A 26,108-nucleotide genomic window follows, 5' to 3' on the forward strand; every position below is an offset into this window, starting at 1 on the left:
TTATGATAAGCATCTCCATGCGGCATCTGCGCTATTTCGAGGCGCTCGCTCATCACCGGCATTTCGGCCGGGCCGCCGAAGCCTGTTCGATTTCCCAGCCCGCTTTGTCGCTCCAGATCAAGGAGCTGGAGGAGATCCTCGGCGCGCCGCTGGTCGAGCGCGGCATGCGGCAGATCCGGCTCACCCGGCTCGGCGAGGAATTCGCCACGCGGGCGCGCGGCATTTTGCAGGCGGTCGATGAGCTGGAGGACCTCGCCCGCGCGTCGCACAGCCCGCTCGCGGGCCGGCTGCGCATCGGCGTCATTCCCACCGTCGCCCCCTATCTGCTGCCCGCCGTGATGCAGCGCCTGGGCGAACGCTTCCCCGAACTCGACCTGCGGCCCCGCGAAGCGGTGACGCAGCGGCTGGTCGACGACCTGGTCGAGGGTCGGCTCGATGCCGCCATCGTCGCCCTGCCGGTTTCCGAGCCCTCGCTGACCGAGCATGCCCTGTTCGAGGAGGAGTTCGTCCTGGTGCGTCCGTTGCACGAGGCGGCGCTGCCGGTGCCCAATCCCGAGACGCTGCGCACGATGCGGCTGCTGCTGCTGCAGGAAGGCCACTGCTTCCGCGAACAGGCGCTGTCCTTCTGCAACCTCTCGCTGCCCCTGTCGCGCGACCTGATGGAGGGCAGCTCGCTGACCACGCTGGTGCAGATGGTCGGCGCCGGCATCGGCGTCACGCTCATCCCGCAAATGGCGGTGGCCATCGAAACCCGCTCCGCCGCCGTCTCGGTGGCGCGGTTGGCGGCGCCGCGCCCCTCGCGCACCATCGGCATGGTCTGGCGCCGGACCAACCCGCTCGCCGGCTCCTTCGAGCAGATGGCGATCATCGTGGGCACGGTGGGGCTTGCGGGCGCCGTGGCCGGCGCCAGCGCTGTTCCGCCCGATTGGCACCTCAGCTAGAAGAGAACGCATGGCGGCCCGCGCCGCCACCTGCCGGAGAGCCTCCATGTCCGCCTATGCCTCCCTCACCGTCCAATTCGGCCGCATCAGCGCGATGTCGAACGCCATCGGCATCCTGCAATGGGACAGTGACACCATGATGCCGAAGGGCGCCGCCGCCAGCCGGGCGGAAAGCCTCGCTCTGCTGCGGGTGATGCAGCACGAGATGGCGGTCGACCCGCGCCTCAGCGACTGGCTGGAGGCGGCGGGCGGCGACGGCACGCTCGGGACGTGGGAGCAGGCCAATCTGCGCGAGATGCGCCGCGTCTTCACCGCGCAGACCGCCCTGCCCGCCGATCTCGTCGAGGCCTCCAGCAAGGCGATATCCACCTGCGAGATGGCGTGGCGGCAGGCGCGCGCCGATTCGGACTTTCCCGCGCTGCTGCCTTACCTTGCCGAGGTGCTGCGCCTGCAGCGCGAGGCCGGCGCCGCCAAGGGCGAGAAGCTCGGCCTCTCCCCCTATGACGCGCTGCTGAACGATTATGAGCCGGGCGGCCGCTCGGAAAAGATCGACGCGCTGTTTGACGACCTCGCCGCCTTCCTGCCAGGCTTCACGCAAGAGGCGCTGGCGGTGCAGGCCCGCCGGCCCACGCCCGCCCCGCTTGCCGGCCCCTTCGCCATCGAGGCCCAGCGCGGGCTCGGCCAGCGGATGATGACCGCGCTCGGCTATGATTTCGACCGCGGGCGGCTCGATGTTTCCACCCACCCCTTCTGCGGCGGCGCCGACCATGATGTGCGCATCACCACCCGCTATGACGAGGCCGATTTTTCCAAGGCGTTGATGGGCGTGATCCATGAGACCGGCCACGCGCTCTATGAGCAGGGCCGCCCTGCCGCCTTCATGAGCCAGCCCGTGGGGCAGGCGCGCGGCATGGTGCTGCATGAGAGCCAGTCGCTGCTGATGGAGATGCAGGCCTGCCGCTCGCCTGAATTCCTCGGCTTCGCCGCGCCGCTGATGCGGGAAGCGTTCGGCGCTTCCGGCCCGGACTGGGAGGCGGAAGCGCTCTGGCGGCGCTATACCCGTGTCGAGCGCGGCTTCATCCGCGTCGATGCCGACGAGGTCACCTATCCCGCCCATGTCATCCTGCGCTATCGGCTGGAAAAGGCGCTGATCGCCGACGCGATGCCGCTGGCCGAACTGCCGGCCGCCTGGAATGCCGGCATGCAGGAACTGCTCGGCACCGTGCCGCCGAATGACCGGCTCGGCTGCCTGCAGGACATTCACTGGCCGAGCGGTGGCTGGGGCTATTTCCCCACTTATACGCTCGGCGCCATCGCCGCCGCCCAGCTGTTCGACGCCGCCTGCCGGGCTGAGCCGGACGCACTGCCCGGCATCGCGCGCGGCGATTTCGCCCCGCTGGTCTCCTGGCTGCGCACCCATGTGCATGGGCAGGGCGCGCTGCTCGACACCGACGAGCTGCTCACCCGCGCCACCGGCCGCCCGCTCGATGCCAGCGTGTTCAAGGCCCATCTCGCCCGGCGCTATCTCGCCAGCTAAGGTCGTACCGGCGCCTCAGGCGGCGGAGAAGCGATACACCGAGACATGCCGGTAGGTTTCGCCGGGGTCGAGCCGGGCGGAGGGATAATCCGCCCGGTTCGGCGCGTCGGGCCAGGTCTGCGGCTCCAGGCAGAAGCCATCGGACTGGCGGTAGAGCCGGCCCTGTTTGCCCAGCGCCGTGCCGTCGAGGAAATTGCCGGAATAGAATTGCAGCCCCGGCTGGTCGGTCAGAAGCTCCATCACCCGGCCGGAGCCGGGGTGCTCGACCCGGGCGGCGAGGCGCGGCGCCGGCGCGGCCCGCGCGTCGAGGCAGTAATTATGGTCATAGCCGCGCCCGCGCTGCAGCTGCGTGTGGCCCTCGCGGATGCGGGCGCCGATCGGGCGCGGTGTGCAGAAATCGAACGGCGTGCCCTGCACATGTTCGGGCCGCCCCAGCGGAATCGCAGCTGCATCAACGGGCAGATAGTCATCGGCATGGATGGTCAGGAGATGGTCGAGCACGTCGCCGCCCGCCTGCACCCCGCCAAGGTTGAAATAGCCGTGATGGGTGAGGTTGACGAGCGTCGGCGCGTCCGTCGTCGCCTCGAAGGCGATGGTCAGCTCGCACGCCCCGCTCAGCGTGTAGGTCACGCTCGCGTCCAGCGTGCCGGGAAAGCCCTGGTCGCCCTCCGGGCTGATGAGGCTGAGCCGCAGCGAGGGCGCCTCCCCCTCGAACAGTTCGGCCAGCTTCCACACCCGCTTGTCGAAGCCCTGCGGCCCGCCATGCAAGGCGTGGTCGCCATCATTGGCGGGCACGCGATACCCCACCCCGTCCAGCGCGAAACGCCCGCCGGCGATGCGGTTGGCATAGCGCCCCACCGCCGCCCCGAAGAAGCGCGGCTCGTCGAGATAGGCCCCCGGCGCGTCATGGCCGAGCACGATGTCGGCCAGCCGGCCGTTCCGGTCGGGCACGTGCAGCGCCTGCACGATGGCGCCGAGATCGAGCACCGCGACCTCGAATCCGGCCTCGCCGAGAAGGCGGAAACGCTGGATTTCGGTTCCATCCGGCAGGGTGCCGAAAGGCTCGCGCCGGATGCGGGCGCCCACAGGCTGGTTCATGCTCGCTACTCAGGAAATTCCGGGCGTGCCCGGCTCGGCCTTCGACGCGCCCATTGTCCTCCGGTCCCGCCGCGATTGCCAGCCCCCGGCGCGCGCCATCCGCCCCCGCATTGACGGGCCGGGCGCCGCCGGGGGAAGGTCCGTAACCGCTACGCCCATCAGGAGACGACACCTTGGCGCAGTTCCACATGATCGCCGGCGCCCCGACGCCGGTCGCCCCGTTCAGCCATGCGGTGGAGGCCGATGGCTGGGTGTTCATCACCGGCCAGATGCCGACCTGGCCGGACGATGATTCCCGCCCGCTGCCGGAGGGGGTCGAGGCGCAGACGCGCCGCGTGATGGACAATCTCATCCTGGTGCTCGGCGGCATCGGGCTGGATCTGTCGCATGTGCTGCAGGCGCGGGTGTACCTCACCGATTTCAAGGGCGACTATCCCGCGATGAACGCGGCCTACGCCTCCTATTTCCCCGGCGATCGCCGCCCGGCCCGCACCTGCGTCGGCGTTACCGGCCTCGCCCGCGACGCGCTGGTGGAAATCGACCTGGTGGCCCGCCGCCCCGGCTGAGCGCCCCCTCACCCCCAAGCGTTTGCGTCAGATCATGGACGCTGGCGCCGGGGGCCGGTCTGTGTCGTCCTGTCGTCAGCGGTCGCGACGACAGTGGCAAGCGACGACACGGACAAGCGACGCGATCGGCACGGCGCCGGCGCAATGGAGGCGAAGACATGGACACGGCCACACGGCCCGGCACCGTCCCCCCCATCGACCATGGCAATTACGAGCGTCTGGTCGCCCGTGCCGGCGAGGTGGAAACACAGGTGACCGCCATCGCCCATCCCTGCGATGCCTCCTCGCTGCGTGGCGCGCTTGATGCCGCCACGGCCGGCTTCATCCTCCCCATCCTCGTCGGCCCCACCGCCCGCATCCGGGCGGTGGCGCAAGCCGAGGGGCTGGACCTTGCCGGCATCGAGATGATCGACACCCCGCACAGCGCCGCCTCGGCGGCACGGGCGGTGGAACTGGTGCGCGAGGGGCGCGCGAGCCTGTTGATGAAGGGCAGCCTGCACAGCGACGAACTGCTCGCCGCCGTCACCGCCCGCGACACCGGCCTGCGCACGGGCCGGCGCATCAGCCATGTCTTCGTCATGGACGTGCCGCTCTATGCCGAGCCGCTGTTCATCACCGATGCGGCGGTGAACATCTTTCCCGACCTCGATGCCAAGCGCGACATCGTGCAGAACGCCATCGACCTGCATGTCGGGCTCGGCCTCGGGCGCCCGCGCGTCGCCATCCTCTCGGCGGTGGAAACCGTCACCACCGCGATCCCCAGCACCATCGAGGCCGCCGCTTTGTGCAAGATGGCCGATCGCGGCCAGATCACCGGCGGCGATCTCGACGGGCCGCTGGCGCTCGACAACGCCATCTCGCCAGAAGCGGCGCGGATCAAGGGCATCGTCTCCCCCGTCGCCGGCCGGGCGCAGATCCTCGTCGTGCCGGACCTTGAAGCAGGTAACATGCTGGCGAAGAACCTCACCTTCATGGCTGGCGCCGACGCCGCCGGTCTCGTACTCGGCGCGCGGGTGCCGATCATATTGACCAGCCGCGCCGACACGCTGAAGACCCGCCTCGCCTCCTGCGCGGTGGCGGTGCTCTATGCGCAGGCGCGGCTGCGCCAGCCGGGACTGGGAGGTTGATCGGGTGAACGAGGCCATCTTCGTCGTCAATGCCGGCTCGTCCAGCATCAAGTTCAAGCTCTACCGCGTGGTCGGCCGCGACGTCGCCCTCATCCTCGGCGGCGCGCTGGATGGCATCGGCACGCGCCCGCGCCTGCAGGCGAAGGACGAGGCCGGCACCGTGCTGGTCGATCGCCGCTTCGCGCCGGAGGAGATCGCCAGCGCCCCGCAGGCTCAGCACGCCATCAGCGAATGGGTATTGCCGCATCTGGACGATGTCGAGCTGATCGGCGTCGGCCATCGCGTGGTGCATGGCGGGCCGCATTACTCCCACCCGGAGCGGGTGACGGATGAGGTGCTGCGCACGCTGGAGAGCTTCATCCCGCTGGCGCCGCTGCACCAGCTGACCAATCTGGACCCGATCCGCGTCATCGCCGAGCGCCGGCCGGACCTGCCGCAGGTCGCCTGCTTCGACACCGCCTTCCACCGCGGCCACCCTGACATCGCCGACCGCTTCGCCCTGCCGGAAGAGCTCTATGAGGCCGGGGTGCGCCGCTATGGCTTCCACGGCCTGTCTTATGAGTATGTCTCCGGCGCCCTGCGCGAACTGGCGCCGGAACTGGCGCGCGGGCGCGTCGTCATCTGCCATCTCGGCTCCGGCGCCTCGGCCTGCGGCATTCTCGACGGGCGGAGCCAGGAATCCACCATGGGCTTCACCGCGCTGGACGGCCTGCCGATGGGCACACGCTGCGGGTCGCTTGATCCCGGCGTGGTGCTGCACCTCATCGAGCAGAAGGGCATGAGCGCGGCCGAGGTCGGCCACATGCTCTATCACGACAGCGGGCTGAAGGGGCTGTCCGGCCTCTCCAGCGACATGCGCGAATTGCTGGCGAGCGAGGCGCCCGCCGCCGCGCTGGCGGTGGATTATTTCACCCTGCACGTCGCGCAGGCGGTGGCGCAGCTGGCCGTCACGCTGGGCGGGCTGGAGGCGCTGGTGTTCACCGCCGGCATTGGCGAGCACGCGCCCGAGATCCGCGCCCGCATCTGCGCCCGGCTCGGCCTGCTCGGCGTCGCCCTCGACGCGGCGGCCAATGAGGCGGGCGAGACCTGGATCGACGCTGACGGACCCGGCCCGCACGTGCTTGTTATCCCCACCGACGAGGAACGGATGATCGCTTTGCACACGCTGCGCCTGCTGCGCCCGGCGGCTTAGAGAATTTTCGAGCGAAGTGGTTCCGGTTCGCGTGAAGAAAATGCGTAAAAACAAAAACCTAGAGCACATCCGGTGAACCGGCTTTCACCGGATGTGCTCAAAGCGGCGCCTCAGCCCTCCAGCAGGGCGTAGGCCCGCGCCGCCGCCTCGAAGTCGCGAAAGCGCGTGGCGCGGCGCACCAGCGCCTCGGCATCGGTGCCCCAGAGCTGTTCCTGCACCTCTTCATCGGCATGGGCGGCGCGCCACGCCTCTTCCGGGGAGAGGCGGCCATGCGCCACGGCGAGCGCGAGAAGCGCCGAGCCGCTCAGGGTCGTCATCAGGTTCAGCGCCGCCAGCCGCAGCGGATCGTCCGGCAGCGCGGCGGCCAGAAGCTCCAGCGTGCGCGGCGGCTGGGCGACATGCACCACGCCCTCGCTCAGTATGAAGGTGGCGCCGAAGCGCTCGCGCGCCCAGGCAAGCAGCGGGTCCCACAGCTCCGTGTGCAGCGCCACCAGCGCCGCCGGCGTGTCGACCCGGTAGCAGAGCAGGTCGCTGCCGGCATAGCGCACGATCTCGGCGCCCACCTCCTCCATCGCCGAAGCGACGCCATCGATGGCGGAATTGGCCAGCCGGGTCATCGGCATGGTCACGGGGTCGATGGATTCGCCCTGCGCCTGCCATTCCTGCGCCAGCGCCTCCGCCAAAGGCGCGCTCGCCACCGCGACGAGGTTGCGCCCCGGGGTGCGCACCGGACGCCCGTCCAGCTCGATGCGGAACAGCCCGCCCTCCGTCGCCGCCGCGCGCGCCTCTTTGTAGAAGCGCTTGGGCAGCGGCGTGCGCTCGGTGAAGCCGGGCCGCGCGGGGGGCTGAGGGGCGTCGGGGGTCTTCTCGTTCACGCCACCGTCTCCCAGAGAGTGTCGATCGCCCGCAGCAGCTCGTCGGCATCGCCGACCAGCCCTTGCGCGCCGGATTGCCGCAACAGCTCCGGCGCGTGATAGCCCCAGCTGACGCCGATGGCGCGGGCGCCGGCGGCGCGGGCCATCACCATGTCGAAGCTGGTGTCGCCGATCAGCACCGTGTCCAGCGCCGCCACGCCCGTCGCCGCCATCGCCTGGTGCACCATGGCCGGGTGCGGCTTGGAGGGGGCATCATCGGCCGTCTGGATGGTGACGAAGCGCCCTTCCAGCCCATGATGGCCGAGCACCGCCGCAACCCCGCGCTGCGACTTGCCGGTGGCGATGCCGAGCAGCAGGTCGTCGCGAGCCGACAGCGTGTCGATCAGCCCGCGCATGCCGGGAAACATCGGCTCGCTGAAATCCGGCTCGGTGCGCAATTCGCGGAAGGCCTCGCGGTAGAGATCGGCCAGCCGCGCGGCGGGAAAGCGCGGGTCGTCCTCGCCGAGCTTCTGCATCGCCTCGACCAGCGAGAGGCCGACAATGCCCAGCACCGCCTCGCGCGGCGGCAGGGGAAGTTCGGCGCGGGCGAAGGCGCGGCCCATGGCGGCGACGATGACGTGCTGGCTGTCCACCAGCGTGCCGTCGCAATCGAACAGAACCAGTTTCATCGGCACACCCTGGCGCGGCGGAAGGCGCGCGGCGCGCGGGAGGGCACGGCGGCGCGGGAGAGCCGTCGAAGTCGAGGATGCGGCCGGCGATGTCAACCCCGGCGGCCGCAGGCGCCCCCGACAACGCGAACCGCGCGCCGCAGGGGTGCGGCGCGCGGCACGGTCGGTCGGGTGCGGCGGATCAGGCCGCGCGCAGGCTGCGCACGAGTTCCGCCACCTGCTGCTTGAGATCGCCGGCCTGATGCGCCAGCGAACCGGAGAGCGAGGTCAGCTGGGCGGAGGCCGCGCCGGTCATTTCGGCCGCACGGCCGACCCCGACGATGTTCTCGCTCACCAGCCCCGTGCCGGTCGCGGCCTGGTTGGTGTTGACCGCGATCTCCTGGGTGGCGGCGCTCTGCTCCTCCACCGAACCGGCGATCATCGTCGTCGCGTCGCGGATCTGCGCGATGGTGGCGACGATGTGCTCGATCGAGCCCACGGTGCGCCCGGTCGCCTGCTGGATATCGGCGACCTTGAGACCGATCTCCTTGGTGGCGCCGGCGGTCTGCTCGGCGAGCTGCTTGACCTCCTGCGCGACCACCGCGAAGCCCCGGCCCGCGTCGCCCGCGCGCGCCGCCTCGATGGTGGCGTTGAGCGCGAGCAGGTTGGTCTGGGCGGCAATGTCGGTGATCAGGTTGACGACTTCGCCGATCTTGCTGGCCGCGTCGGAGAGTTCGCGGATCTCGTCGGCGGTGCGGTTCACCGCATCCGCCCCGGTCACCGCCCGCGCGGCGGCGCCGCTGACCTGAATGCCGATCTCGCGGATCGAGGACGTCATCTCCTCCGTCGCGGCCGCCACGGTCTGCACGCTGCCCGAGGCATTGGAGGCGGCACTGCCCACCGCCGCCGCCTGCCGGGAGGTTTCCTCGGCGCTGGCGGCAAGATTGCGCGCCGCCTCGGAGACTTCGCCGGAAGAGTTGGCCAGCGCATTGGAGAGAGCGCCCATCTTCGATTCGAACTCATCGGCGATGGCATGGCGCTGGGCGGTCACCCGCTCGGCACCGCGAATCTCCGACAGCCGGGCCTCCTCGCGAGCCTTCTCGGCTTCGACAAGCGCGGCGCGCAGCACGTCGGCCGAACGGGCCATGCCGCCGATCTCGTCCTTGCGCTCGGTGCCGTCCACCGTGACGGCGAGCACGCCCTGGGCGAGGTTGTCGAAGACCGCCCGCAGACGCTCCAGCGGCGCCACGATGCCGTAGCGGGTCGCCAGGAAGGCGAGGAGGAACACCAGCACAAGGCCGCCAGCCATCAGGCCATAGACCATCGTCACGGTGGAATCGGCGGCGTCACGCAGCGTGTCGGCAAGCGCGGCGATGTCGGCGGTGCGGGTGTTCACCTCTTTCGAAATTTCAGTAACCACCGCATTGGAGAGCGGCATGCAGCGCGCATTCCACTCCGCCACCGTCTTGGTGTTTTCCGCGGCCGAGGTCGAGGCATTGGCACGGGCGACGATATCGCCGCACTGCGCGCCGACGAAGTTATCGAAATTCCCCACCAGCTGCTTCACCTGGTCAGCGATTTCGGGGTCGGCCGTGACGACCTCCGCCATGCGGTCGTGAAAGCCCGCCACGGCGTCCTTCTGCACCTTGATGGCGGCCTGGTTCGACTCATCGTCCAGCGACGACAGCGACTCGTAGACACCCTGGTTGAAATTGACGACGAAGCGGTTCGCCCGCGCCATCAGGACGGTCGCCTTGGCCGGTCCCAGCAGGGCGGCGCGGTATTCCGAGCTGATCTCCTGCATTTTCATGCCAGCGAGAAGGATACCGCCGGCCGAGAACACGGCAAGCAGCAGCAGCAGGGCAGAGATTTTGCCGATTAGCGGCATATTCTTGAATGACATGGGTGCTCCACGGACTGGCCAACATGCCCCGGTGAGAACCCGCCCATGCGTGGTCGCTTCGGAGACATGACGGCGCACCATGGAATGGCGGCCTTGCGCGAAGCTGTTCGGATCTTTCGCACGAAGATCAGGCGTACCGCCGGCGCCGCGCAGGGCCGGCCTTCGGATGATGGTGGGCGGTGACGGGCTCGAACCGCCGACCCTCTCGGTGTAAACGAGATGCTCTACCAACTGAGCTAACCGCCCGACCTGTTCAGGCCGACAACCGTGCCGCGTCTGTGTCATCAGGCGGTGTCCGGCAAAGGACGCCGGCCCGCTTTTCCAGAGCCTCGCGACGTGCCGCCATATAAAGCGGCTCGGCGGCAGCGTAAACCTCTGTGATCGAATATCCCGGCCGGTAAGGATCGGGGAACGCCGCCACCCGCCCCGGCGACACCGCGCGCGGCCGCATCCGGTTCGCGGCGGTCACATCACCGCGCCGATCTGCCAGGGCACGAACTCGTTGCGGCCATAGCCCAGCAACTCCGACTTGGAGCGCCGGCCGGAGGCGATGTCGAGCACCAGCTGGAAAATCTCCCGGCCCTTCTCCTCGATGCTCACGCCGTCGAGCACATCGCCGCAATTCAGGTCCATGTCCTCTTCCATCCGGGCGAACAGCTCGGAATTGGTGGCGAGCTTGATCGAGGGCGTCGGCTTGCAGCCATAGGCCGAGCCGCGCCCGGTGGTGAAGCACAGCATGTTCGCCCCGCCCGCCACCTGCCCGGTGGCGGCGACGGGATCATAACCGGGCGTGTCCATGTAGACGAAGCCGCGGCGGTCGATGCGCTCGGCGTAGCGATAGACCCCGCGCAGCGTCGAGGTGCCGCCCTTGGCGACCGCGCCGAGCGACTTCTCCAATATGGTGGTCAGTCCGCCCGCCTTGTTGCCCGGCGAGGGATTATTGTTGAGCTCGCCCCCCGAACGGGCGGCATAGTCGGTCCACCACTCGATGAGATCGACGATCCGGCGCCCCACCGCCTCGCTCTCGGCGCGGCGGGTGAGCAGGTGCTCGGCGCCGAAAATCTCCGGCGTTTCCGACAGGATGGCCGTGCCGCCCTGGCGGACGAGCAGGTCCACCGCCGCCCCCAGCGCCGGGTTGGCGGTGAGGCCGGAATAGCCGTCCGAGCCTCCGCACTGCAGCGCCAGCACGAGTTCGCTCGCCGGCACGCTCTCGCGGGAGACGGCGTTGGCGGCGGGCAGCATGGCGCGGATCTTCTCTACCCCGGCCTCGATCGACTTGCGGGTGCCGCCGATGTCCTGGATCGTCAGGCTCTGGAAATGCGGGCCTTCGACCAGGCCGTATTCCCGCTTGAGGCGCGGGATCTGGAACACCTCGCAGCCGAGGCCGATCAGCAGCACGGCGGCGAAATTGGGATGGCTCGCATAGCCCCATTGGGTGCGGGCGAGAATGTCGAACTCCTCGCCCTTGGCGCCCATGCCGCAGCCCGTGCCATGGGTGAAGGCGACCACGCCGTCGACATTGGGGTAGTCGTCGAGCATGCCGGAGCGCGTCACCGCCTCGGCGATGAAATCGGCCACCGTCGCCGAGCAGTTCACCGAGGAGAGGATGCCGATATAGTTGCGGGTGCCGACCCGCCCGTCGGCGCGGCGGAAGCCCTCGAAGCTGGCGGGCGCCTCGCCGGGCCGCAGCCCTTCCTGCGGCGTCGCCTCGGAGGCGAAGGCATAGTCGCGCTCGAAATCCTGCAGCCGCACATTGTGTTCATGCACCCAGTCGCCGGGGGCGATGTCGCTGGCGGCGAAGCCGATCACCTGGCCGAATTTGCGGATCGCCTCGCCGGCGGCAATCGGGCGGGTGGCGATCTTGTGCCCCTTCGGCACATGGCGCGTCGCCACGACCCCCTCGGCGAGGGCCGTGCCGGTGGGCAGGCTGTCGAGGGCGACAAGGATGTTGTCGGTGGCGTTGAGACGCAGCGTGCGCGGTGTGGTCATCGGGTCCGAACCTCAAGCCCGCCGCCCGGCGCACGCCACGCCTGGGCGAAGGCGGGCCGACGGCGAATGTCTTTTATGTATAAACGACAGCGCAAGGCGGGCGCTGTCAATCTGCTTCTTGCCGACCGGAGGCCCGCGCGCCTCAGCGCGGCTCGCTCTCGATCCAGCGGCGCTTCGATTCTTCGAGATGGGCATGCATCCGCATCTGGGCGAGCGGCACGTCGCGCGCCTCCAGCGCCGCGAGAATGGCCTCATGCTCGGCCAGCGCATGGCGCCAGGTGGCCGGCGTGTCGAAGCGCGCGCGGAACTGCGACGAGATCGGGCTGTGGCGTTCGTCAAACAGCTCGCCCACCAGCCGGACGATCACGCTGTTGCCGGACTGCGCGGCGATGGCGAGGTGGAACTGCCGGTCATGCCCCAGCGGCTTGCGCCCCTCCTCGATATCGGCCCGCATCGCCTCCAGCGTCATCCGCAGCCCCCGCAGCGTCGCCGGCGTGAAGCGCGCGCCGGCCAGGCCAATCACCGCCGCCTCCACCGTCGCCCGCGCTTCCATCAGCTCCACCGCGCTCTCGCCCGTCGCCGCCTGCGAGAGCGTGCGCCGCTCGACGGCGGCGGCGACATAGATGCCGGACCCCATGCGGATCTCGACCGTGCCGTCGATTTCGAGCGCGATCAGCGCCTCGCGCAGGGAGGGGCGCGACACGCCCAGCTGCTGCGCCAGGTCACGCTCCGCCGGCAGGCGGCTGCCCACCTCGAAATGGCCTTTCTGGATCAAGCCGCGAATCTGATCGGCGACCTGCTGGTAAAGCCGCCGCTCCGAGGTCCGATTGATGTTCATCCGTCACACTCTTGATTTGGCCTTACCATATCCCGGATACGCCTTTCGGCCAAGGGCATTCATCTTATTGGAAAATAGCGATATTTCTTCAGGTTGTACGATTTGACGCTTCAATCTGAAAAATTGGCTTGACCACTTTGAACGGAATGGCACCATAAAGACAGGTAGCAACCAACGGACAATGAGATCCGCACAGCGGACGCATGTCGCCTCAGGCGGCCGGGAGGAATGCCATGCCGAGCGGCGTGATCGCCGACGGTCGGATCGACGCGCCGCCCATACGGGCGGCGGGCGAGACGCTGCTGTCGCTGGAGAATATCTGCAAGGAATTCCCGGGCGTTAAGGCGCTGCAGGGGGTCCACTTCAATCTGCGGCGCGGCGAGGTGCATGCGGTCTGCGGCGAGAACGGCGCCGGCAAGTCGACCCTGATGAAGATCATCAGCGGCGTCTACGCCCCGACCTCGGGACGCCTCGTCTACAAGGGCCAGCCCTGCAGCTTCGCCTCGCCGCTGGAAGCGGAAGCGGTCGGCATCGCCATCATCCACCAGGAACTCAACCTCATCCCCCACCTCTCGGTGGCAGAGAACATCTATCTTGCCCGCGAGCCCCGGCGCGGCTTCTTCGTCGACCGCAAGGCGCTACGGGCGAACGCCAAGGCCTGCCTCGACCGGCTCGGCGTGGCCATCGATCCCGACCGGCTGGTGCGCGAACTCTCGGTCGCGCAATGCCAGATGGTGGAAATCGCCAAGGCGCTGTCGCTCGACGCGCAGGTGCTCATCATGGACGAGCCCACCTCCTCGCTCACCGAGCAGGAGACGCGCCTGCTGTTCAAGGTCATCCACGATCTGCGGGCCTCGGGCGTCGGCATCGTCTACATCTCGCACCGTCTCGACGAGATGGCGGAGATCGTCGACCGCGTCACCGTGCTGCGCGACGGGCGCTACATCGCCACCGACGATTTCGCCGCCACCAGCGTCGACGCCATCGTCGCCCGCATGGTCGGCCGCTCGCTGGAGGAGAAATTCCCCGAGCGCCGCGCCCGCCCGACCACCGACGTCATCCTCTCGGCGCGTGGCCTGACCCGCCACCGCGTGTTCCAGGACATCGACTTCGATCTCTATCGCGGTGAAATCCTCGGCTTTGCCGGGCTGATGGGGGCGGGACGCACCGAGGTGGCGCGCGCCATCTTCGGCGCCGACACGCTCGACGCCGGCACGGTCTCGCTGGAAGGGCGGGTGCTCGACATCCGCTCGCCGCGCGACGCCATCAAAGCCGGCCTCGCCTATCTCTCCGAGGACCGCAAGGCGCAGGGCCTCGCCGTCAAGATGCCGGTCGACGCCAACATGACGCTGGCGAACATGGAGGCGGTGTCGAACCGCTTCGGCGTGATCGACTTCACCCGGCATGCAGAGGTCGCGAAGGAATATATCGACCTGCTCAGCATCAAGACCCCCTCCCCCGACCAGCCGGTGCGCCTGCTGTCGGGCGGCAACCAGCAGAAGATCATCATCGGCAAATGGCTGTTCCGCCAGTCGCGAGTGCTGATCTTCGACGAGCCGACGCGCGGCATCGATGTCGGCGCCAAGTTCGCGATCTACCAGATCATGGACGAACTGGCGGCGAAGGGGATCGGGGTCATCCTCATCAGCTCCGAGTTGCCGGAAATACTGGGAATGACCGACCGGGTCGCCGTGTTCCACCACGGCCGCATCGCCGGCGTGCTGGAAACCGCCGCCACCTCCCAGGAGGAAATCATGCACTTCGCGTCCGGTTACGGACGACCGGCCGGCCGCGGCTGACGGAGCAGGGAATGACGATGACCGTGACCACCCCACCCGCGCCCGCCCGTGGCGGCCTGACCGACCGGCAGAAGGACATCGTCCAGAAATTCGCCGCGCTGGGCAGCCTTCTCGTGCTGATCGTGGTGTTTTCGCTGAGCAGCGGCGCCTTCTTCACCGTCAATAACGGCATGACCATCGCCCTGCAGGTGACCTCCATCGCCCTGCTCGGCATCGGCGCGACCTGCGTCATCATCACCGGCGGCATCGATCTCTCGGTCGGCTCGGTGCTGGCGCTCTCGGGCGTCATCGCCGCACTGGCGGTGAAGGAACTCGGCATGCCGGTGCCCTTCGCGATGATGTTCGGCATCCTCACCGGCGCCTTCTGTGGCCTCGTCAACGGCATACTCGTCACCCGCCTGCGGCTGCCGCCCTTCATCGCCACGCTCGGCATGATGCTGATCGCGCGCGGCGTGGCGCTGCAGATCACCGGGGCCCGGGCGATCTCGGGGCTGGGCGAATCCTTCGGCGTGCTCGGCAATGGCGCGTTGTTCCGCGTCGTCACCATTGCCGATGACGGCTTTCCCACCGTGGTCTTCCCCGGCATCCCCTACCCGGTGATCCTGATGGCGGTGATCGCCGTCGCCGTCTCGCTGATGCTCAACCGCTCGGTGCTCGGCCGGCACATCTATGCGGTGGGCTCCAACAGCGAGGCCGCGCGCCTGTCGGGCGTCGATGTCGCCGGCGTCACCCGCTTCACCTATGTGCTCTCCGGCGCGCTCGCCGGCCTCACCGGCTGCGTGCTGATGTCCCGCCTCGTCACCGCCCAGCCCAATGAGGGCGTGATGTACGAGCTCGACGCCATCGCCAGCGCCGTCATCGGCGGCACGTCGCTGATCGGCGGCGTGGGCACCATTTCCGGCACCTTCATCGGCTCGTTCGTGATCGGCATCCTGCGCAACGGGCTGAACATGAACGGCGTCTCCGCCTTCACCCAGCAGATCATCATCGGCCTGGTGATCCTGCTCACGGTGTGGATCGACCAGCTGCGCAATCGAAAATAAGCCGGCGACCGCGAGGCGGCGCCATCTACCAGGAGGAAACCATGAAGAAAATCGTCACAGCCCTGCTCGCCTCTGCGGTTCTGTTCGGCGGCGTCGCCGCCCAGTCCACCGCGCAGGCCGGCGAAATCGCCGTCATCGTCAAGACCGTCAACTCCACCTTCTGGCAGAATGTGCAGAAGGGCGCCGACGCCGCGCTCAAGCAGGCGGGCGGCGGCAACACGCTGACCTTCCAGGGCCCGGCCTCGGAATCCGCCATCGCCGACGAGGTGAACATGGTGGAGAACGCCGTCAATCGCGGCGTCGCCGGCATTGTGCTCGCCCCGTCCGATCCGGACGCGCTGGTCCCCGCCGTCAAGAAGGCGTGGGAAGCCCGCATTCCGGTGGTCATCATCGACTCCCTGCTCGCGAAGGGTGCCGAGCAATATTACCAGTCCTACCTCGCCACCGATAACCGCAAGGCGGGCGAGCTGGCGGCGCAGGCGCTGATCGACAAGGTCGGCACCGAGGGCAAGATCGCCGTCATGTCCTATGTCGCCGGCGCCGGTTCCGAGATCGGCCGCGTGGGTGGCTTCACCGACTACATCAAGGCGCATTCCAAGCTGGAAATCGTCGGCCCGTTCTATTCGCAGTCGCAGATGGCGACGGCGCTGAACCAGACCACCGACGTGCTCGCCGCCAATCCCGACCTCAAGGGCATTTTCGGCGCCAATGAGCCGACCGCGATCGGCATGGCCCGCGCCATCAAGCAGGCCGGCAAGTCCGGCAAGATCGTCGCCGTCGGCTTCGACGGCAATCAGGACCTGCAGGAATTCGTCAAGGATGGCACGCTGGCCGCGATCATCGTGCAGGGCTCGTTCCAGATGGGCGAACTCGGCGTGCAGACCGTCTCCAAGCTGATCAAGAAGGAGAAGGTCGAGAAGTTCGTCGACACCGGCGCTGTGGTGGTGACCAAGGCCAATATCGACCAGCCGGAAGCCAAGAACGTCCTCTACTGAGCCCTTCCTCCCCGCCTCACGGGACGCGGATCCGTGCCGCGTCCCGCCTTTCCCCAGAACGGATCCGCATCATCATGAAGGTCGGCGATCGGCGCATTCATGCCCGCAGCGGCGTGTCCCTGACAGGGATGGGCCTTGGCTGCGCGCAGATGGGCAACCTCTACCGCGTCACCCCCTATGCCGAGGCCGCCGGCGCGTTTGAGGCCGCCTGGGACGCGGGCATCCGCACCTTCGACACCGCCCCCTTCTATGGCTACACCCGCTCCGAACTGCGCCTCGGCACGATGCTGACCGAACGGCCGCGCGCGGACTACACCGTCTCCACCAAGGTCGGCCGGGTGATGACCCCGGACCCGAGCGTCGGCGTGGAGGAGGACGGCTTCGCCGAGCCCCTGCCCTTCCGCCCGGTCTATGACTACACCCATGACGGCATAATGCGCTCCTTCGAGGCCAGCCAGTCCCGCCTCGGGATTCTCTCGCCCGACATTCTCTATGTGCACGACATCGGCCGCTTCACCCATGGCGCGCGCCACGCGCAGTACTGGGGCCAGCTCACCGAGGGCGGCGGCTTCCGCGCGCTGACCCGGCTGCGCGAGCAGGGCGCGATCAAGGCCTTCGGCCTCGGCGTCAACGAGTTCGAGGTCATCGCGGCGGCGATCGAGGTCGCCGATCTCGACATCTGCATGCTGGCCGGCCGCTACACGCTGCTGGAGCAGCAGAGCCTCGCCTTCATGGATTCCTGCGCGGCGCGCGGCATCGGCATCGTCGTCGCCGGCCCGTTCAATTCCGGCATTCTCGCCGGCAGCGCCAAGTTCAACTATGGCGACGCCCCGGCCGACATCGTCGCCCGCGTCGAGGCGCTGCGCGCGGCCTGCGCGGCGGAGGGAGTGAATCTCCAGACCGCCGCGCTGCACTTTCCCCTCGCCCACCCCGCCGCGCTCACCGTCGTCTCCGGCGCCCGCAACGCGGCGCAGGTGCGCGACAATGTCGAGCGGTTCGAGGCGGCGGTGCCCTCCGCCTTCTGGACCCGGCTGAAGGAGCGCGGCCTCATCGCCGACAGCGCTCCGGTGCCAGGCTGAGGGGGGAGCGGTCATGCGTATCGACGCCCATCAGCATTTCTGGCGCATCGCCGACCGGGGCGGCCAGTGGCCCCCGCCCGATCTCGCGCCGATCTATCGTGACTTCGGCCCGGAGGATCTCGCGCCGCTGCTCGCCGCCGCCGGCATCGAGGGCACGGTCCTCGTCCAGACCATGGAGCGCACGGCCGACACCGCCTATATGCTCGACCTCGCGGCGCGCCATCCCTTCATCAGGGCGGTGGTGGGCTGGACCGACATGAAGGCGCCCGATGCGGAAGGCGCCATTGCCCGGCTCGCCGCCCATCCCCGGCTGAAGGGCCTGCGCGCCATGCTGCAGGACATCGCCGCCGACGACTGGATCACGGATCCGGCGCTGGCGCCGGCGGTCGGCGCGATGGTCGCGCATGATCTCGCCTTCGACGCGCTGGTGCTGCCGCGCCATCTGCGCCCGCTCTTCGCCTTCGCCGCGCGCCATCCCGAGCTCAGAATCGTCATCGACCATGGCGCCAAGCCGCTGATCGGCGAGGGGCGGATCTCGCGCTGGCGGGCCGATCTCGCCGCCCTCGCGGCTCTGCCCAATGTCTGGTGCAAGCTGTCCGGCCTGCTCACCGAGGCCGACGGGCGCGGCCCGGCCGCGGTGCGCCCCTATGGCGAGACGCTGCTCGACCTGTTCGGCCCCGCGCGGCTGATCTTCGGCAGCGACTGGCCGGTGCTGCGCCTCGCCGGCGACTATGCCGGCTGGCTCGCGCTGTGCCGCGACATCGTGCCGGCCGACCACCACGACGCCGTGTTCGGCGCCAATGCGGCCCGCTTCTACCGCCTGGACGGCGACACTCTCGCCGCCGCGAACTGAGAGACGACCATGCTGACGATCATCTGCGACGCGCCCGGCAAGCTGTCGGCCATCGAACGCGAGAAACCGGTGCGCGGCGAGGGCGAGGTCCTTCTCCGGCTGCGCCGCATCGGCGTCTGCGGTACCGACCTGCACATCTTCGCCGGCAAGCAGCCCTATCTCTCCTATCCCCGCGTGATGGGGCATGAACTGGCCGCGACGGTGGAGGAAGCGCCCATTGGCAGCCGGCTGGCGCCCGGCGATGTCGTCTCGGTCATTCCCTACATCTCCTGCGGCCAGTGCAGCGCCTGCCGCAAGGGAAAGACCAATTGCTGCCGCAACCTCGGCGTGCTCGGCGTGCACCGCGACGGCGGCATGGCCGAGTTCATCTGCCTGCCGGAACCCTTCGTGCTGAAGGCCGAAGGTCTCAGCCTCGACCAGGCGGCGATGGTGGAATTCCTCGCCATCGGCGCCCATGCGGTGGCGCGGGCGGGCACCGGCCCGGGCGACAGCGTGCTGATCGCCGGCGCCGGGCCGATCGGCGCCGCCGTCGCCCTCTTCGCCCGCAGCGCCGGGGCAAAGGTCACGCTCATCGACGGGCGCGAGGACCGGCTGGCCTTCGCCCGGGCCCATCTCGGCGTCGCGGCGACCGTCCTGCTCGGGCCGGGCGATGCGGAGGAACTCGCACGGCTCACCGATGGCGACTTCTTCGACGCGGTGTTCGACGCCACCGGCAGCCCCAAGGCGATCGAGCGCGGCTTCGGCTTCGTCGGCCATGGCGGCACCTATGTGCTGGTGTCGATCGTCGCCAGCGACATCACCTTCTCCGATCCGGAATTCCACAAGCGCGAGACCTCGCTGCTCGGCAGCCGCAACGCGACGGTGGCCGACTTCGAGCGGGTGATGGCGGCGATCCGCGCCGGCGAGGTGCCGGACGCGCTCATCACCCATCGCCTGCGCCTGTCCGAGGTGCCGGAAAAATTCGCCACCCTCGCCGAACCCAGCGCGGGCGTGGTCAAGGCACTGATCGAAGTGGCGTGAGCGGGAGGGCGCGTGAGCGGGAGGACAGCATGCAACGCATGGGAATGATGATCGGCCTCGAGCCGCATAGTGTGGAACGCTACAGGGAACTGCACGCGGCGGTGTGGCCGCAGGTGCTGGCGCTGCTCACCGCCAGCAACATCCGCAACTACACCATCTTCCTGCGTGAGCCTGAGAACATCCTGTTCGGCACCTGGGAATATCACGGCAGCGATTTCGCCGCCGACATGGCGAAGATCGCCGCGGATCCGACGAATCAGGAATGGTGGAGCCTGACCATCCCCTGCCAGCGCCCGCTCGCCACCCGCAAGGAGGGCGAATGGTGGGCGTCGATGGAAGAAGTGTTCCACCTCGACTGAACCATCAGCAAAGGAAAACTGGCCATGGCCACTCTTGAGGGCAGGACCGTCCTCGTCACCGCGAGCGCGCAGGGCATCGGCCGCGCCAGCGCGCTCGGCTTTCTCGCCGCCGGCGCGCGGGTCATTGCCACCGACATCAACGCGGCGCTGCTGGCGGAACTGCCGCCCTCACCGCTTCTCACCACCGCCCGGCTGGACGTGCTTGATGAGGCCGCCGTCGCCGATTTCATCGCCGGCATCGGCCCGGTGGACGTGCTGTTCAACTGCGCCGGTGTGGTGCATCCCGGCAGCATTCTCGACATGAAGGAGGGCGATCTCGATTTCGCGTTCGATCTCAACGTGAAGTCGATGGTGCGCACCATCCGTGCCGTCCTGCCCGGCATGATCGCCCGGCGCGACGGCGCCATCATCAACATGTCGTCGGTGGCGTCCTCGCTGAAGGGCGTGCCGAACCGCTTCGCCTACAGCGTCACCAAGGCGGCGGTGATCGGGCTCACCAAGTCGGTGGCGGCCGATTATGTCGGCCACAACATACGCTGCAACGCCATCTGCCCCGGCACGGTGGAAAGCCCCTCGCTGCAGGACCGGCTGCGGGCGCAGGGGGACTATGAGGCGGCGCGCGCGGCCTTCATCGCCCGCCAGCCGATCGGGCGCATCGGCACGCCGGAGGAAATCGCCGATCTCGCCGTGCATCTGGCCGGCGCCACCTACACCACCGGCCAGGCCTTCGCCATTGATGGCGGCTGGTCGCTCTGATCCGCATGTGAGGACGACAGAATGAAACTGGTACGCCACGGCCTTGCCGGCCGGGAAAAGCCCGGCCTGATCGACGCGCAGGGCCGCATCCGCGATCTCTCCGCCCATCTCGCGGACATTGCCGGCGCCGCGCTGGCGCCCGCCGTGCTGGCCGATCTCGCCGCGCTCGACCCGGCGACGCTGCCTCTGGTCGCGGAGGGAACCCGCCTCGGCCCCTGCGTGAGCGGAACCGGCAAGTTCGTCTGCATCGGCCTCAATTTCTCCGACCATGCCGCCGAATCCGGCATGGCGGTGCCGCCCGAGCCGGTGGTGTTCATGAAGGCGACCTCGGCGATCTCAGGCCCGCATGACGATGTGCCGATCCCGCGCGGCGCCAGCAAGACCGACTGGGAGGTGGAGCTGGCCATCATCATCGGCCGGACGGCGAAATATGTCAGCGAAGCCGACGCGCTCGATTATGTCGCCGGCTACTGCATCTGCAACGACGTGTCGGAACGTGAATTTCAGCTGGAGCGCGCCGGCCAGTGGACCAAGGGCAAATCCTGCGACGGCTTCGGCCCGATCGGCCCGTGGCTGGTGACGCGGGACGAGATTCCCGATCCGCAGAACCTCGCCATGTGGCTGACGGTGAATGGCGAGACGCTGCAGAACGGCTCGACCCGGACCATGGTGTTCGGCGCCGCCTATCTCGTCTCCTATCTCAGCCAGTTCATGAGCCTCCACCCCGGCGACATCATCTCAACGGGAACCCCGCCCGGCGTCGGCCTCGGCTTCAAGCCGCCACGCTACCTCAAGGCCGGCGACGTCGTCGAACTCGGCATTGAGGGGCTGGGCACGCAGAGGCAGATTTTCGTTTCCGACATCTGATCGCGGCTCCGCGCCGGGAGGCCTACCATGGTGAAGATCACCGATATGCGGGTCATCGACCTGCGCTTTCCCACCTCGCACGCGCTCGACGGATCGGACGCGATGAACCCCGATCCCGACTATTCGGCCGCCTATGTCATCCTCGACACCGACGAGCCGGCGCTGAAGGGGCACGGGCTCACCTTCACCATCGGGCGCGGCAACGACATCTGCTGCATGGCGATCCTCGCCATGCGCCACCTCGTGGTCGGCACGGATCTCGACGTGGTGCGCGCCGCCCCCGGCGCCTTCTGGCGGCACCTCACCAGCGACAGCCAGCTGCGCTGGATCGGCCCGGAAAAGGGCGCGATGCACCTCGCCACCGGCGCGGTGGTCAACGCCTTCTGGGACCTTCTCGCCAAGCAGGCCGGCAAGCCGGTCTGGCGCCTCGTCGCCGATCTCCCCCCCGAGGCGATCGCCGACATCGTCGACTACCGCTACCTCACCGACGTGCTCGACCGCGACGACGCGCTCGCCATCCTGCGCCGGGCCGAGGCCGGCAAGGCCGAGCGCATCGCCCTCCTCGAGCGCGAGGGCTATGCCTGCTACACCACCTCGGCCGGCTGGCTCGGCTATGACGACGCCAAGCTGCGGCGCCTCTGCCAGGAGGCGATCGAGGCCGGCTTCAACCATGTGAAGATGAAGGTCGGGCGCGATCTCGACGACGACATCCGCCGCCTCACCATCGCCCGCGAGGTGATCGGGCCGGACCGCTATCTGATGATCGACGCCAACCAGGTGTGGGAGGTCGGCCAGGCGATCGACTGGGTGCGCGCGCTCGCCTTCGCCAAGCCCTTCTTCATCGAGGAACCGACCAGCCCCGACGACATCGCCGGGCACCGCAAGATCCGCGCGGCCATCGCGCCGGTGAAGGTGGCGACCGGCGAGATGTGCCAGAACCGCATCATGTTCAAGCAGTTCATCGCCGAGGGCGCGATCGATGTGGTGCAGATCGATTCCTGCCGCATGGGCGGGCTGAACGAGGTGCTGGCGGTGCTGCTGGTGGCGGCGAAATACGGCCTGCCGGTCTGGCCGCATGCCGGCGGCGTCGGCCTGTGCGAATATGTGCAGCATCTGTCGATGATCGACTATGTCGCCGTCTCCGGCACCAAGGACGGCCGGGTGATCGAATATGTCGACCATCTGCACGAGCATTTCCTCGACCCGTGCGTGATCGAGAATGCCGCCTACATGCCGCCCCGCCAGCCGGGATTCTCCATCGAAATGAAGCCGGAAACGCTTTCCGCCTTCGCTTATGTGTCGGCGGAAACCCGGCCGGCCGCCTGAGCGCGGGCCGATAGGACACGGGCGGCGCGCAGGCGGCGCCCGTGTGTGCCTCAGCCGGCCGCGTGGCGGGCGAGGATGTCCGCGAGCACAGGCGTCGCCGGCGCGCCGGGCTGGCCGGCGATCCACTGAACAAACGCGCCGATGCGGCGCTCGATCTTCACGCCATGGTTCTGCGCGATGTCGGCGATGCGGTGGTCGAGGAACGGGTTGCGGAAGCGGTCGAGCGTGACGCCGACATAGGCGCGGGCTTCATCCGCCATGCCGCGCGCGCAAAAACCCGGCACCACCTCCCCGGCATAGAGCGTCGCGAGCCGGGCGGAGACGGCGGCATCGGCGAGGATTTCCCGCACGGTCTCGCCGGCCGGGCGCCCCTCCTCCGCCCAGATCTCGGCCAGCACGGTGTGGCCGAGATTGAGAATATGCAGCTTCAGCCGCTCGAACGGTTCGAGGTTGTCGGTCAGCACCACGCTGGGGTGGGTGAAGGGCAGTTCCAGCCCCGGCCGGCGCTCGATCGCCCACAGCGCATAGGGCTCGGCAACGGCCCCGACCGGCTCGATCGGCTCGGAGACGATGCGATCGACCAGCGTATTGGCGAAGATCACCGAGCGGTCGATCCAGCCGGCGAAGGCCGGCGGCGCCCCGCTTGCAGTCGCGAGCCGGCCCACCTCGGCCGCCAGCACCTCGCCATTGCGGTTGATCAGCTCGCAGGGCAGCACGGTCAGCGGGCCGCCGCCGGCGCTCCAGCGATGGTGCAGCAGCGCGGTGAGCTTGGCCGGAAAGGAGGCCGGCACCCCGCCGGCGAGCAGCGCGGGCGTTGCCTCCTCCGGCGCCACCCGATAGCCGGAATCGCCCATATTGGAGATCACCAGCCGGGCCTCGCCCGCGAACAGCGCCTTGATCGCCGCCCAGTCGGCCACCGCCGACAGGCCCCGGTCGACCGAGCGCACCTGCACCTCGCGCTCGCACGGCGTGCCGTCGACGATGCCGCGAAGGCGCACGGGAAAGCCTTCCGGCCGGCCGAACGCCGCGACCCGGCCGGCACGGTCGCCCGAGCCGGAGGCCTGCACGATGGCGATCGGCCCGATATCCTGCCCCGCCTCGCGCGCCTCATGCACGAAGAGATCGGCATGGGCCTGCAGGAACCGGCTGGTGCCGAACTGGATGATACGAACGCTCACGCCGTCTGAATCCCTTGTGCGAACAACTTACTGGAAGAATTGCGGCCACAGCTGTCCACGCTGGACACAGGCTGTCAATGTGTTTTTAATACAGAAAGAACAGGCCGCCCGCTCACCCGGGGGTGCAGAGGCGGGGCGGGGCATCATGAAAGGCAATGCCGTCTTCAAGAGCGGCTATAATCGCTGCCTCCAGCGCCTCGGTGCCCTGTCACCCGGCGCCGCCCTGCCCTCGGAGAGCGACCTCGCCCACGCGCTGGAGGTCAGCCGCACCACGGTCCGCGCGATACTGGCGGCGCTGCAGGAGCGCGGCATCACCGAGCGCCGGGACGGGCAGCGCCGGCTCGCCCGCGCCCCGACACCGGCCGATCACTTTCCCGACGCGCAGACCCTGTCGGCGGGCGCGACGTTCGAGCGCCGCTTCATGGAATGGATCCTCACGGGCGATCTCAGTCCCGGCCAGTTGCTGAACGCGGCCGAGCTGGCGCGCCAGTTCGGCACCTCGACCACCACCATCCGCGAATGTCTCGCCCGCTTCCAGCATTTCGGCCTGCTGGAACGCCGGCCGAACAGCTCCTGGCTGTTCGGCGGCGTCACCGGCGACTTCGTGCGGGAAATGTACGAGGTGCGGGAAATGTTCGAGCTGCGGGCCACGCGCAGCTTGCTGGAACTGCCCGACAGCGCGCCCGCCTGGCGCGAATTGGCGGCGATCGAGCAGGAGCACCGCGACATCCTCGCCCATCTCGACCGGGACCATGCGCTGTTTCCCCAGCTCGACGAGCGCCTGCACCGCATCATTCATGAGACCACGCGCAACCGCTTCGTGCTGGACTTCTACACCGTCGTCGCGACCTTGTTTCACCACACCTATCGCTGGAACCGTGACGACGCCAAGCCGCGCAGCGCCACCGCGCTGGTGGAGCATCTCGACTATATCGCCGCGCTGCGCAGCCGCGACCCGCGCGCCATCGACGCCAGCTGCCGGAAGCATCTGCGCACCGCGTGCGCCACGCTCATCCGCTCGCTGGAAGCCCGCGCGACCACCCCCTCATGTGCCGGAGCCGTAGTGTGACCAGGATATTTGCCAGCATCGGCGAATGCATGATCGAGATGTCCCTCACTGCCGAGGGGCTCTATCGACGCGGCTTCGCCGGCGACACGCTCAACACCGCCTGGGGTGTGCGCGGGCTCACCGATCCGGCGCGGGTCGGCGTGCGTTATGTGACGCGGGTCGGCGCGGACGCCTCGTCGGGGGAAATGGTGCGCTTCATCGCCGATGCGGGCATCGACACCGGCCATATCGGGCGCGAGCCCGACCGTCCGGTCGGCCTCTACATGATCGCCCTGCAGAACGGCGAGCGCTCCTTCTCCTATTGGCGCGACACGTCGGCGGCGCGGCGGCTCGCCGCCGACGCGGACGTGCTGCAGCAGGCGCTCGCGGATGCGGACAGCATCTATTTTTCCGGCATCACTTTGGCGATTCTCTCCCCGCCGCATCGCCAGACGCTGCTGGACCAGCTGGCCGAAGCGCGCGCCCGGGGAGCGATGATCGCGTTCGACGCCAATATCCGGCTCAATCTGTGGCCGGATCGCGCCGCCGCCCGCGCCGCGCTCGATGCGGGCTATCGCGTCGCGACCCTCGCCCTGCCGACCTTCCCCGACGAGGCTGACCTGTTCGGCGACACCTCGCCGGAAGCGACCGCGCGCCGGCTGACCGGCTGTGGTGCCGAGGAGATCGTGGTCAAGAACGGCGCCGATCCCTGCACCCTGCTGGTGGGCGAGCGGATCGAGACCATCGCGCCCGTCGCCGTCGTGGACCCGCTGGATACCACCGGCGCGGGCGACAGCTTCAATGCCGGCTACATCGCCGCGCGCCTCGACGGCGCGGCGCCCGCCGACGCCGCCCGCTTCGCCCATCGCGTGGCCGCGCGGGTGATCGGCCGTCGCGGGGCGCTCATCGACATGGCGGAGCTGCGCGCTGGCACTGGCTCGGGGCTGACATAGGCCGCCCGCACGAGAGCGGCGCCACGGCCGGCGACCGGGGCCGGCACGAAGGATCGGGCAAGCATCAGTGCGCGCAAGAGGGCCGCCGAGGCGCCCTCAGCGGCCCCGTGGCGCCGTGC

The 26,108-nt window shown here is 68.9% G+C and carries 24 protein-coding genes and 1 tRNA gene; 17 read left to right on the top strand and 8 right to left on the bottom strand.

What is annotated here, in order from left to right; all coding sequences use genetic code 11:
* Positions 1–2: 2 nt before the first annotated feature.
* Positions 3–941: a hydrogen peroxide-inducible genes activator gene (locus tag J2S76_RS18230; protein ID WP_307062737.1), complete on the top strand. Its 939-nt coding sequence runs from the start codon at positions 3–5 to the stop codon at positions 939–941.
* A 46-nt stretch (positions 942–987) separates the two neighbouring features.
* Entirely contained in the window at positions 988–2,478 is a 1,491-nt protein-coding gene (locus J2S76_RS18235; RefSeq protein WP_307062739.1) for a carboxypeptidase M32, read from the top strand.
* 15 nt (positions 2,479–2,493) lie between these two features.
* Here the strand turns inward: J2S76_RS18235 and J2S76_RS18240 are convergent, their stop codons facing one another.
* Positions 2,494–3,576 (bottom strand): aldose epimerase family protein, encoded by a 1,083-nt coding sequence (locus J2S76_RS18240; protein WP_307062741.1) that lies wholly within the window; start codon positions 3,574–3,576, stop codon positions 2,494–2,496.
* 188 nt (positions 3,577–3,764) lie between these two features.
* On the opposite strand from J2S76_RS18240, the gene J2S76_RS18245 reads away from it, so the two are divergent.
* From J2S76_RS18245 to J2S76_RS18255, 3 genes are all read left to right on the top strand, one after another.
* On the top strand, positions 3,765–4,142 hold the full coding sequence (locus J2S76_RS18245) for a RidA family protein (protein ID WP_018386906.1): 378 nt from the start codon (positions 3,765–3,767) through the stop codon (positions 4,140–4,142).
* Between the two features lie 158 nt (positions 4,143–4,300).
* Positions 4,301–5,269 (top strand): phosphate acetyltransferase, encoded by a 969-nt coding sequence (locus tag J2S76_RS18250; protein WP_307062742.1) that lies wholly within the window; start codon positions 4,301–4,303, stop codon positions 5,267–5,269.
* Between the two features lie 4 nt (positions 5,270–5,273).
* Positions 5,274–6,461, top strand: coding sequence for an acetate/propionate family kinase (locus J2S76_RS18255; RefSeq protein ID WP_307062744.1), 1,188 nt, complete (start codon positions 5,274–5,276; stop codon positions 6,459–6,461).
* 110 nt (positions 6,462–6,571) lie between these two features.
* Here J2S76_RS18255 and J2S76_RS18260 read toward each other — a convergent pair whose 3' ends face one another.
* The 6 genes from J2S76_RS18260 to J2S76_RS18285 form a co-directional block, all read right to left on the bottom strand.
* Complete coding sequence (locus J2S76_RS18260; RefSeq protein ID WP_307062746.1) at positions 6,572–7,336, bottom strand: ATP12 family chaperone protein; 765 nt, start codon at positions 7,334–7,336, stop codon at positions 6,572–6,574.
* Positions 7,333–8,004, bottom strand: coding sequence for an HAD-IA family hydrolase (locus J2S76_RS18265; RefSeq protein WP_307062748.1), 672 nt, complete (start codon positions 8,002–8,004; stop codon positions 7,333–7,335). The genes J2S76_RS18260 and J2S76_RS18265 overlap by 4 nt, the downstream gene beginning before the upstream one ends.
* Positions 8,005–8,185: 181 nt before the next feature.
* Entirely contained in the window at positions 8,186–9,886 is a 1,701-nt protein-coding gene (locus tag J2S76_RS18270; RefSeq protein WP_307062750.1) for a methyl-accepting chemotaxis protein, read from the bottom strand.
* A gap of 170 nt (positions 9,887–10,056) precedes the next feature.
* Positions 10,057–10,132: transfer RNA gene (locus tag J2S76_RS18275), tRNA-Val, on the bottom strand.
* A gap of 219 nt (positions 10,133–10,351) precedes the next feature.
* Positions 10,352–11,875, bottom strand: coding sequence for a UxaA family hydrolase (locus tag J2S76_RS18280; protein ID WP_307062752.1), 1,524 nt, complete (start codon positions 11,873–11,875; stop codon positions 10,352–10,354).
* A gap of 142 nt (positions 11,876–12,017) precedes the next feature.
* A complete protein-coding gene (locus J2S76_RS18285) occupies positions 12,018–12,713 on the bottom strand; it encodes a FadR/GntR family transcriptional regulator (RefSeq protein WP_018386913.1) in 696 nt (231 codons plus the stop codon).
* Between the two features lie 233 nt (positions 12,714–12,946).
* Here J2S76_RS18285 and J2S76_RS18290 point away from each other — a divergent pair, with 233 nt between their 5' ends.
* From J2S76_RS18290 to J2S76_RS18335, 10 genes are all read left to right on the top strand, one after another.
* Positions 12,947–14,512 (top strand): sugar ABC transporter ATP-binding protein, encoded by a 1,566-nt coding sequence (locus tag J2S76_RS18290; protein WP_307062754.1) that lies wholly within the window; start codon positions 12,947–12,949, stop codon positions 14,510–14,512.
* Between the two features lie 11 nt (positions 14,513–14,523).
* The gene (locus J2S76_RS18295; protein ID WP_018386915.1) at positions 14,524–15,555 is read left to right on the top strand and encodes an ABC transporter permease; all 1,032 of its coding nucleotides are present in this window, start codon (positions 14,524–14,526) and stop codon (positions 15,553–15,555) included.
* Positions 15,556–15,596: 41 nt separating this feature from the next.
* Positions 15,597–16,550 carry an ABC transporter substrate-binding protein gene (locus J2S76_RS18300; RefSeq protein WP_307062757.1) on the top strand — a complete coding sequence of 318 codons (954 nt, stop codon included), beginning with the start codon at positions 15,597–15,599 and terminating at the stop codon, positions 16,548–16,550.
* Positions 16,551–16,624: 74 nt separating this feature from the next.
* Positions 16,625–17,629, top strand: coding sequence for an aldo/keto reductase (locus J2S76_RS18305; RefSeq protein ID WP_307062759.1), 1,005 nt, complete (start codon positions 16,625–16,627; stop codon positions 17,627–17,629).
* 13 nt (positions 17,630–17,642) lie between these two features.
* A complete protein-coding gene (locus J2S76_RS18310; protein ID WP_307062761.1) occupies positions 17,643–18,482 on the top strand; it encodes an amidohydrolase family protein in 840 nt (279 codons plus the stop codon).
* 9 nt (positions 18,483–18,491) lie between these two features.
* On the top strand, positions 18,492–19,502 hold the full coding sequence (locus J2S76_RS18315; RefSeq protein WP_307062763.1) for a zinc-binding alcohol dehydrogenase family protein: 1,011 nt from the start codon (positions 18,492–18,494) through the stop codon (positions 19,500–19,502).
* A gap of 29 nt (positions 19,503–19,531) precedes the next feature.
* Complete coding sequence (locus J2S76_RS18320) at positions 19,532–19,861, top strand: L-rhamnose mutarotase (RefSeq protein ID WP_307062765.1); 330 nt, start codon at positions 19,532–19,534, stop codon at positions 19,859–19,861.
* A gap of 24 nt (positions 19,862–19,885) precedes the next feature.
* The gene (locus J2S76_RS18325) at positions 19,886–20,617 is read left to right on the top strand and encodes an SDR family oxidoreductase (RefSeq protein WP_307062767.1); all 732 of its coding nucleotides are present in this window, start codon (positions 19,886–19,888) and stop codon (positions 20,615–20,617) included.
* A 21-nt stretch (positions 20,618–20,638) separates the two neighbouring features.
* Complete coding sequence (locus tag J2S76_RS18330) at positions 20,639–21,484, top strand: fumarylacetoacetate hydrolase family protein (protein ID WP_307062769.1); 846 nt, start codon at positions 20,639–20,641, stop codon at positions 21,482–21,484.
* Positions 21,485–21,511: 27 nt separating this feature from the next.
* Positions 21,512–22,810 carry an L-fuconate dehydratase gene (locus J2S76_RS18335; RefSeq protein ID WP_307062771.1) on the top strand — a complete coding sequence of 433 codons (1,299 nt, stop codon included), beginning with the start codon at positions 21,512–21,514 and terminating at the stop codon, positions 22,808–22,810.
* A 50-nt stretch (positions 22,811–22,860) separates the two neighbouring features.
* On the opposite strand, the gene J2S76_RS18340 is transcribed toward J2S76_RS18335, so the two are convergent.
* Positions 22,861–23,988 carry a mannitol dehydrogenase family protein gene (locus J2S76_RS18340; protein ID WP_307062773.1) on the bottom strand — a complete coding sequence of 376 codons (1,128 nt, stop codon included), beginning with the start codon at positions 23,986–23,988 and terminating at the stop codon, positions 22,861–22,863.
* Positions 23,989–24,133: 145 nt separating this feature from the next.
* Here J2S76_RS18340 and J2S76_RS18345 point away from each other — a divergent pair, with 145 nt between their 5' ends.
* Both J2S76_RS18345 and J2S76_RS18350 read left to right on the top strand, forming a co-directional pair.
* Positions 24,134–25,057 carry a GntR family transcriptional regulator gene (locus J2S76_RS18345; protein WP_307062775.1) on the top strand — a complete coding sequence of 308 codons (924 nt, stop codon included), beginning with the start codon at positions 24,134–24,136 and terminating at the stop codon, positions 25,055–25,057.
* The gene (locus tag J2S76_RS18350; protein ID WP_370874789.1) at positions 25,036–25,989 is read left to right on the top strand and encodes a sugar kinase; all 954 of its coding nucleotides are present in this window, start codon (positions 25,036–25,038) and stop codon (positions 25,987–25,989) included. Before J2S76_RS18345 ends, J2S76_RS18350 begins: the two co-directional genes overlap by 22 nt.
* The last annotated feature ends 119 nt before the right edge of the window (positions 25,990–26,108 follow it).

The organism is Ancylobacter vacuolatus (assembly GCF_030813595.1).
In the GTDB taxonomy this organism is placed as follows: Bacteria; Pseudomonadota; Alphaproteobacteria; order Rhizobiales; family Xanthobacteraceae; genus Ancylobacter; species Ancylobacter vacuolatus.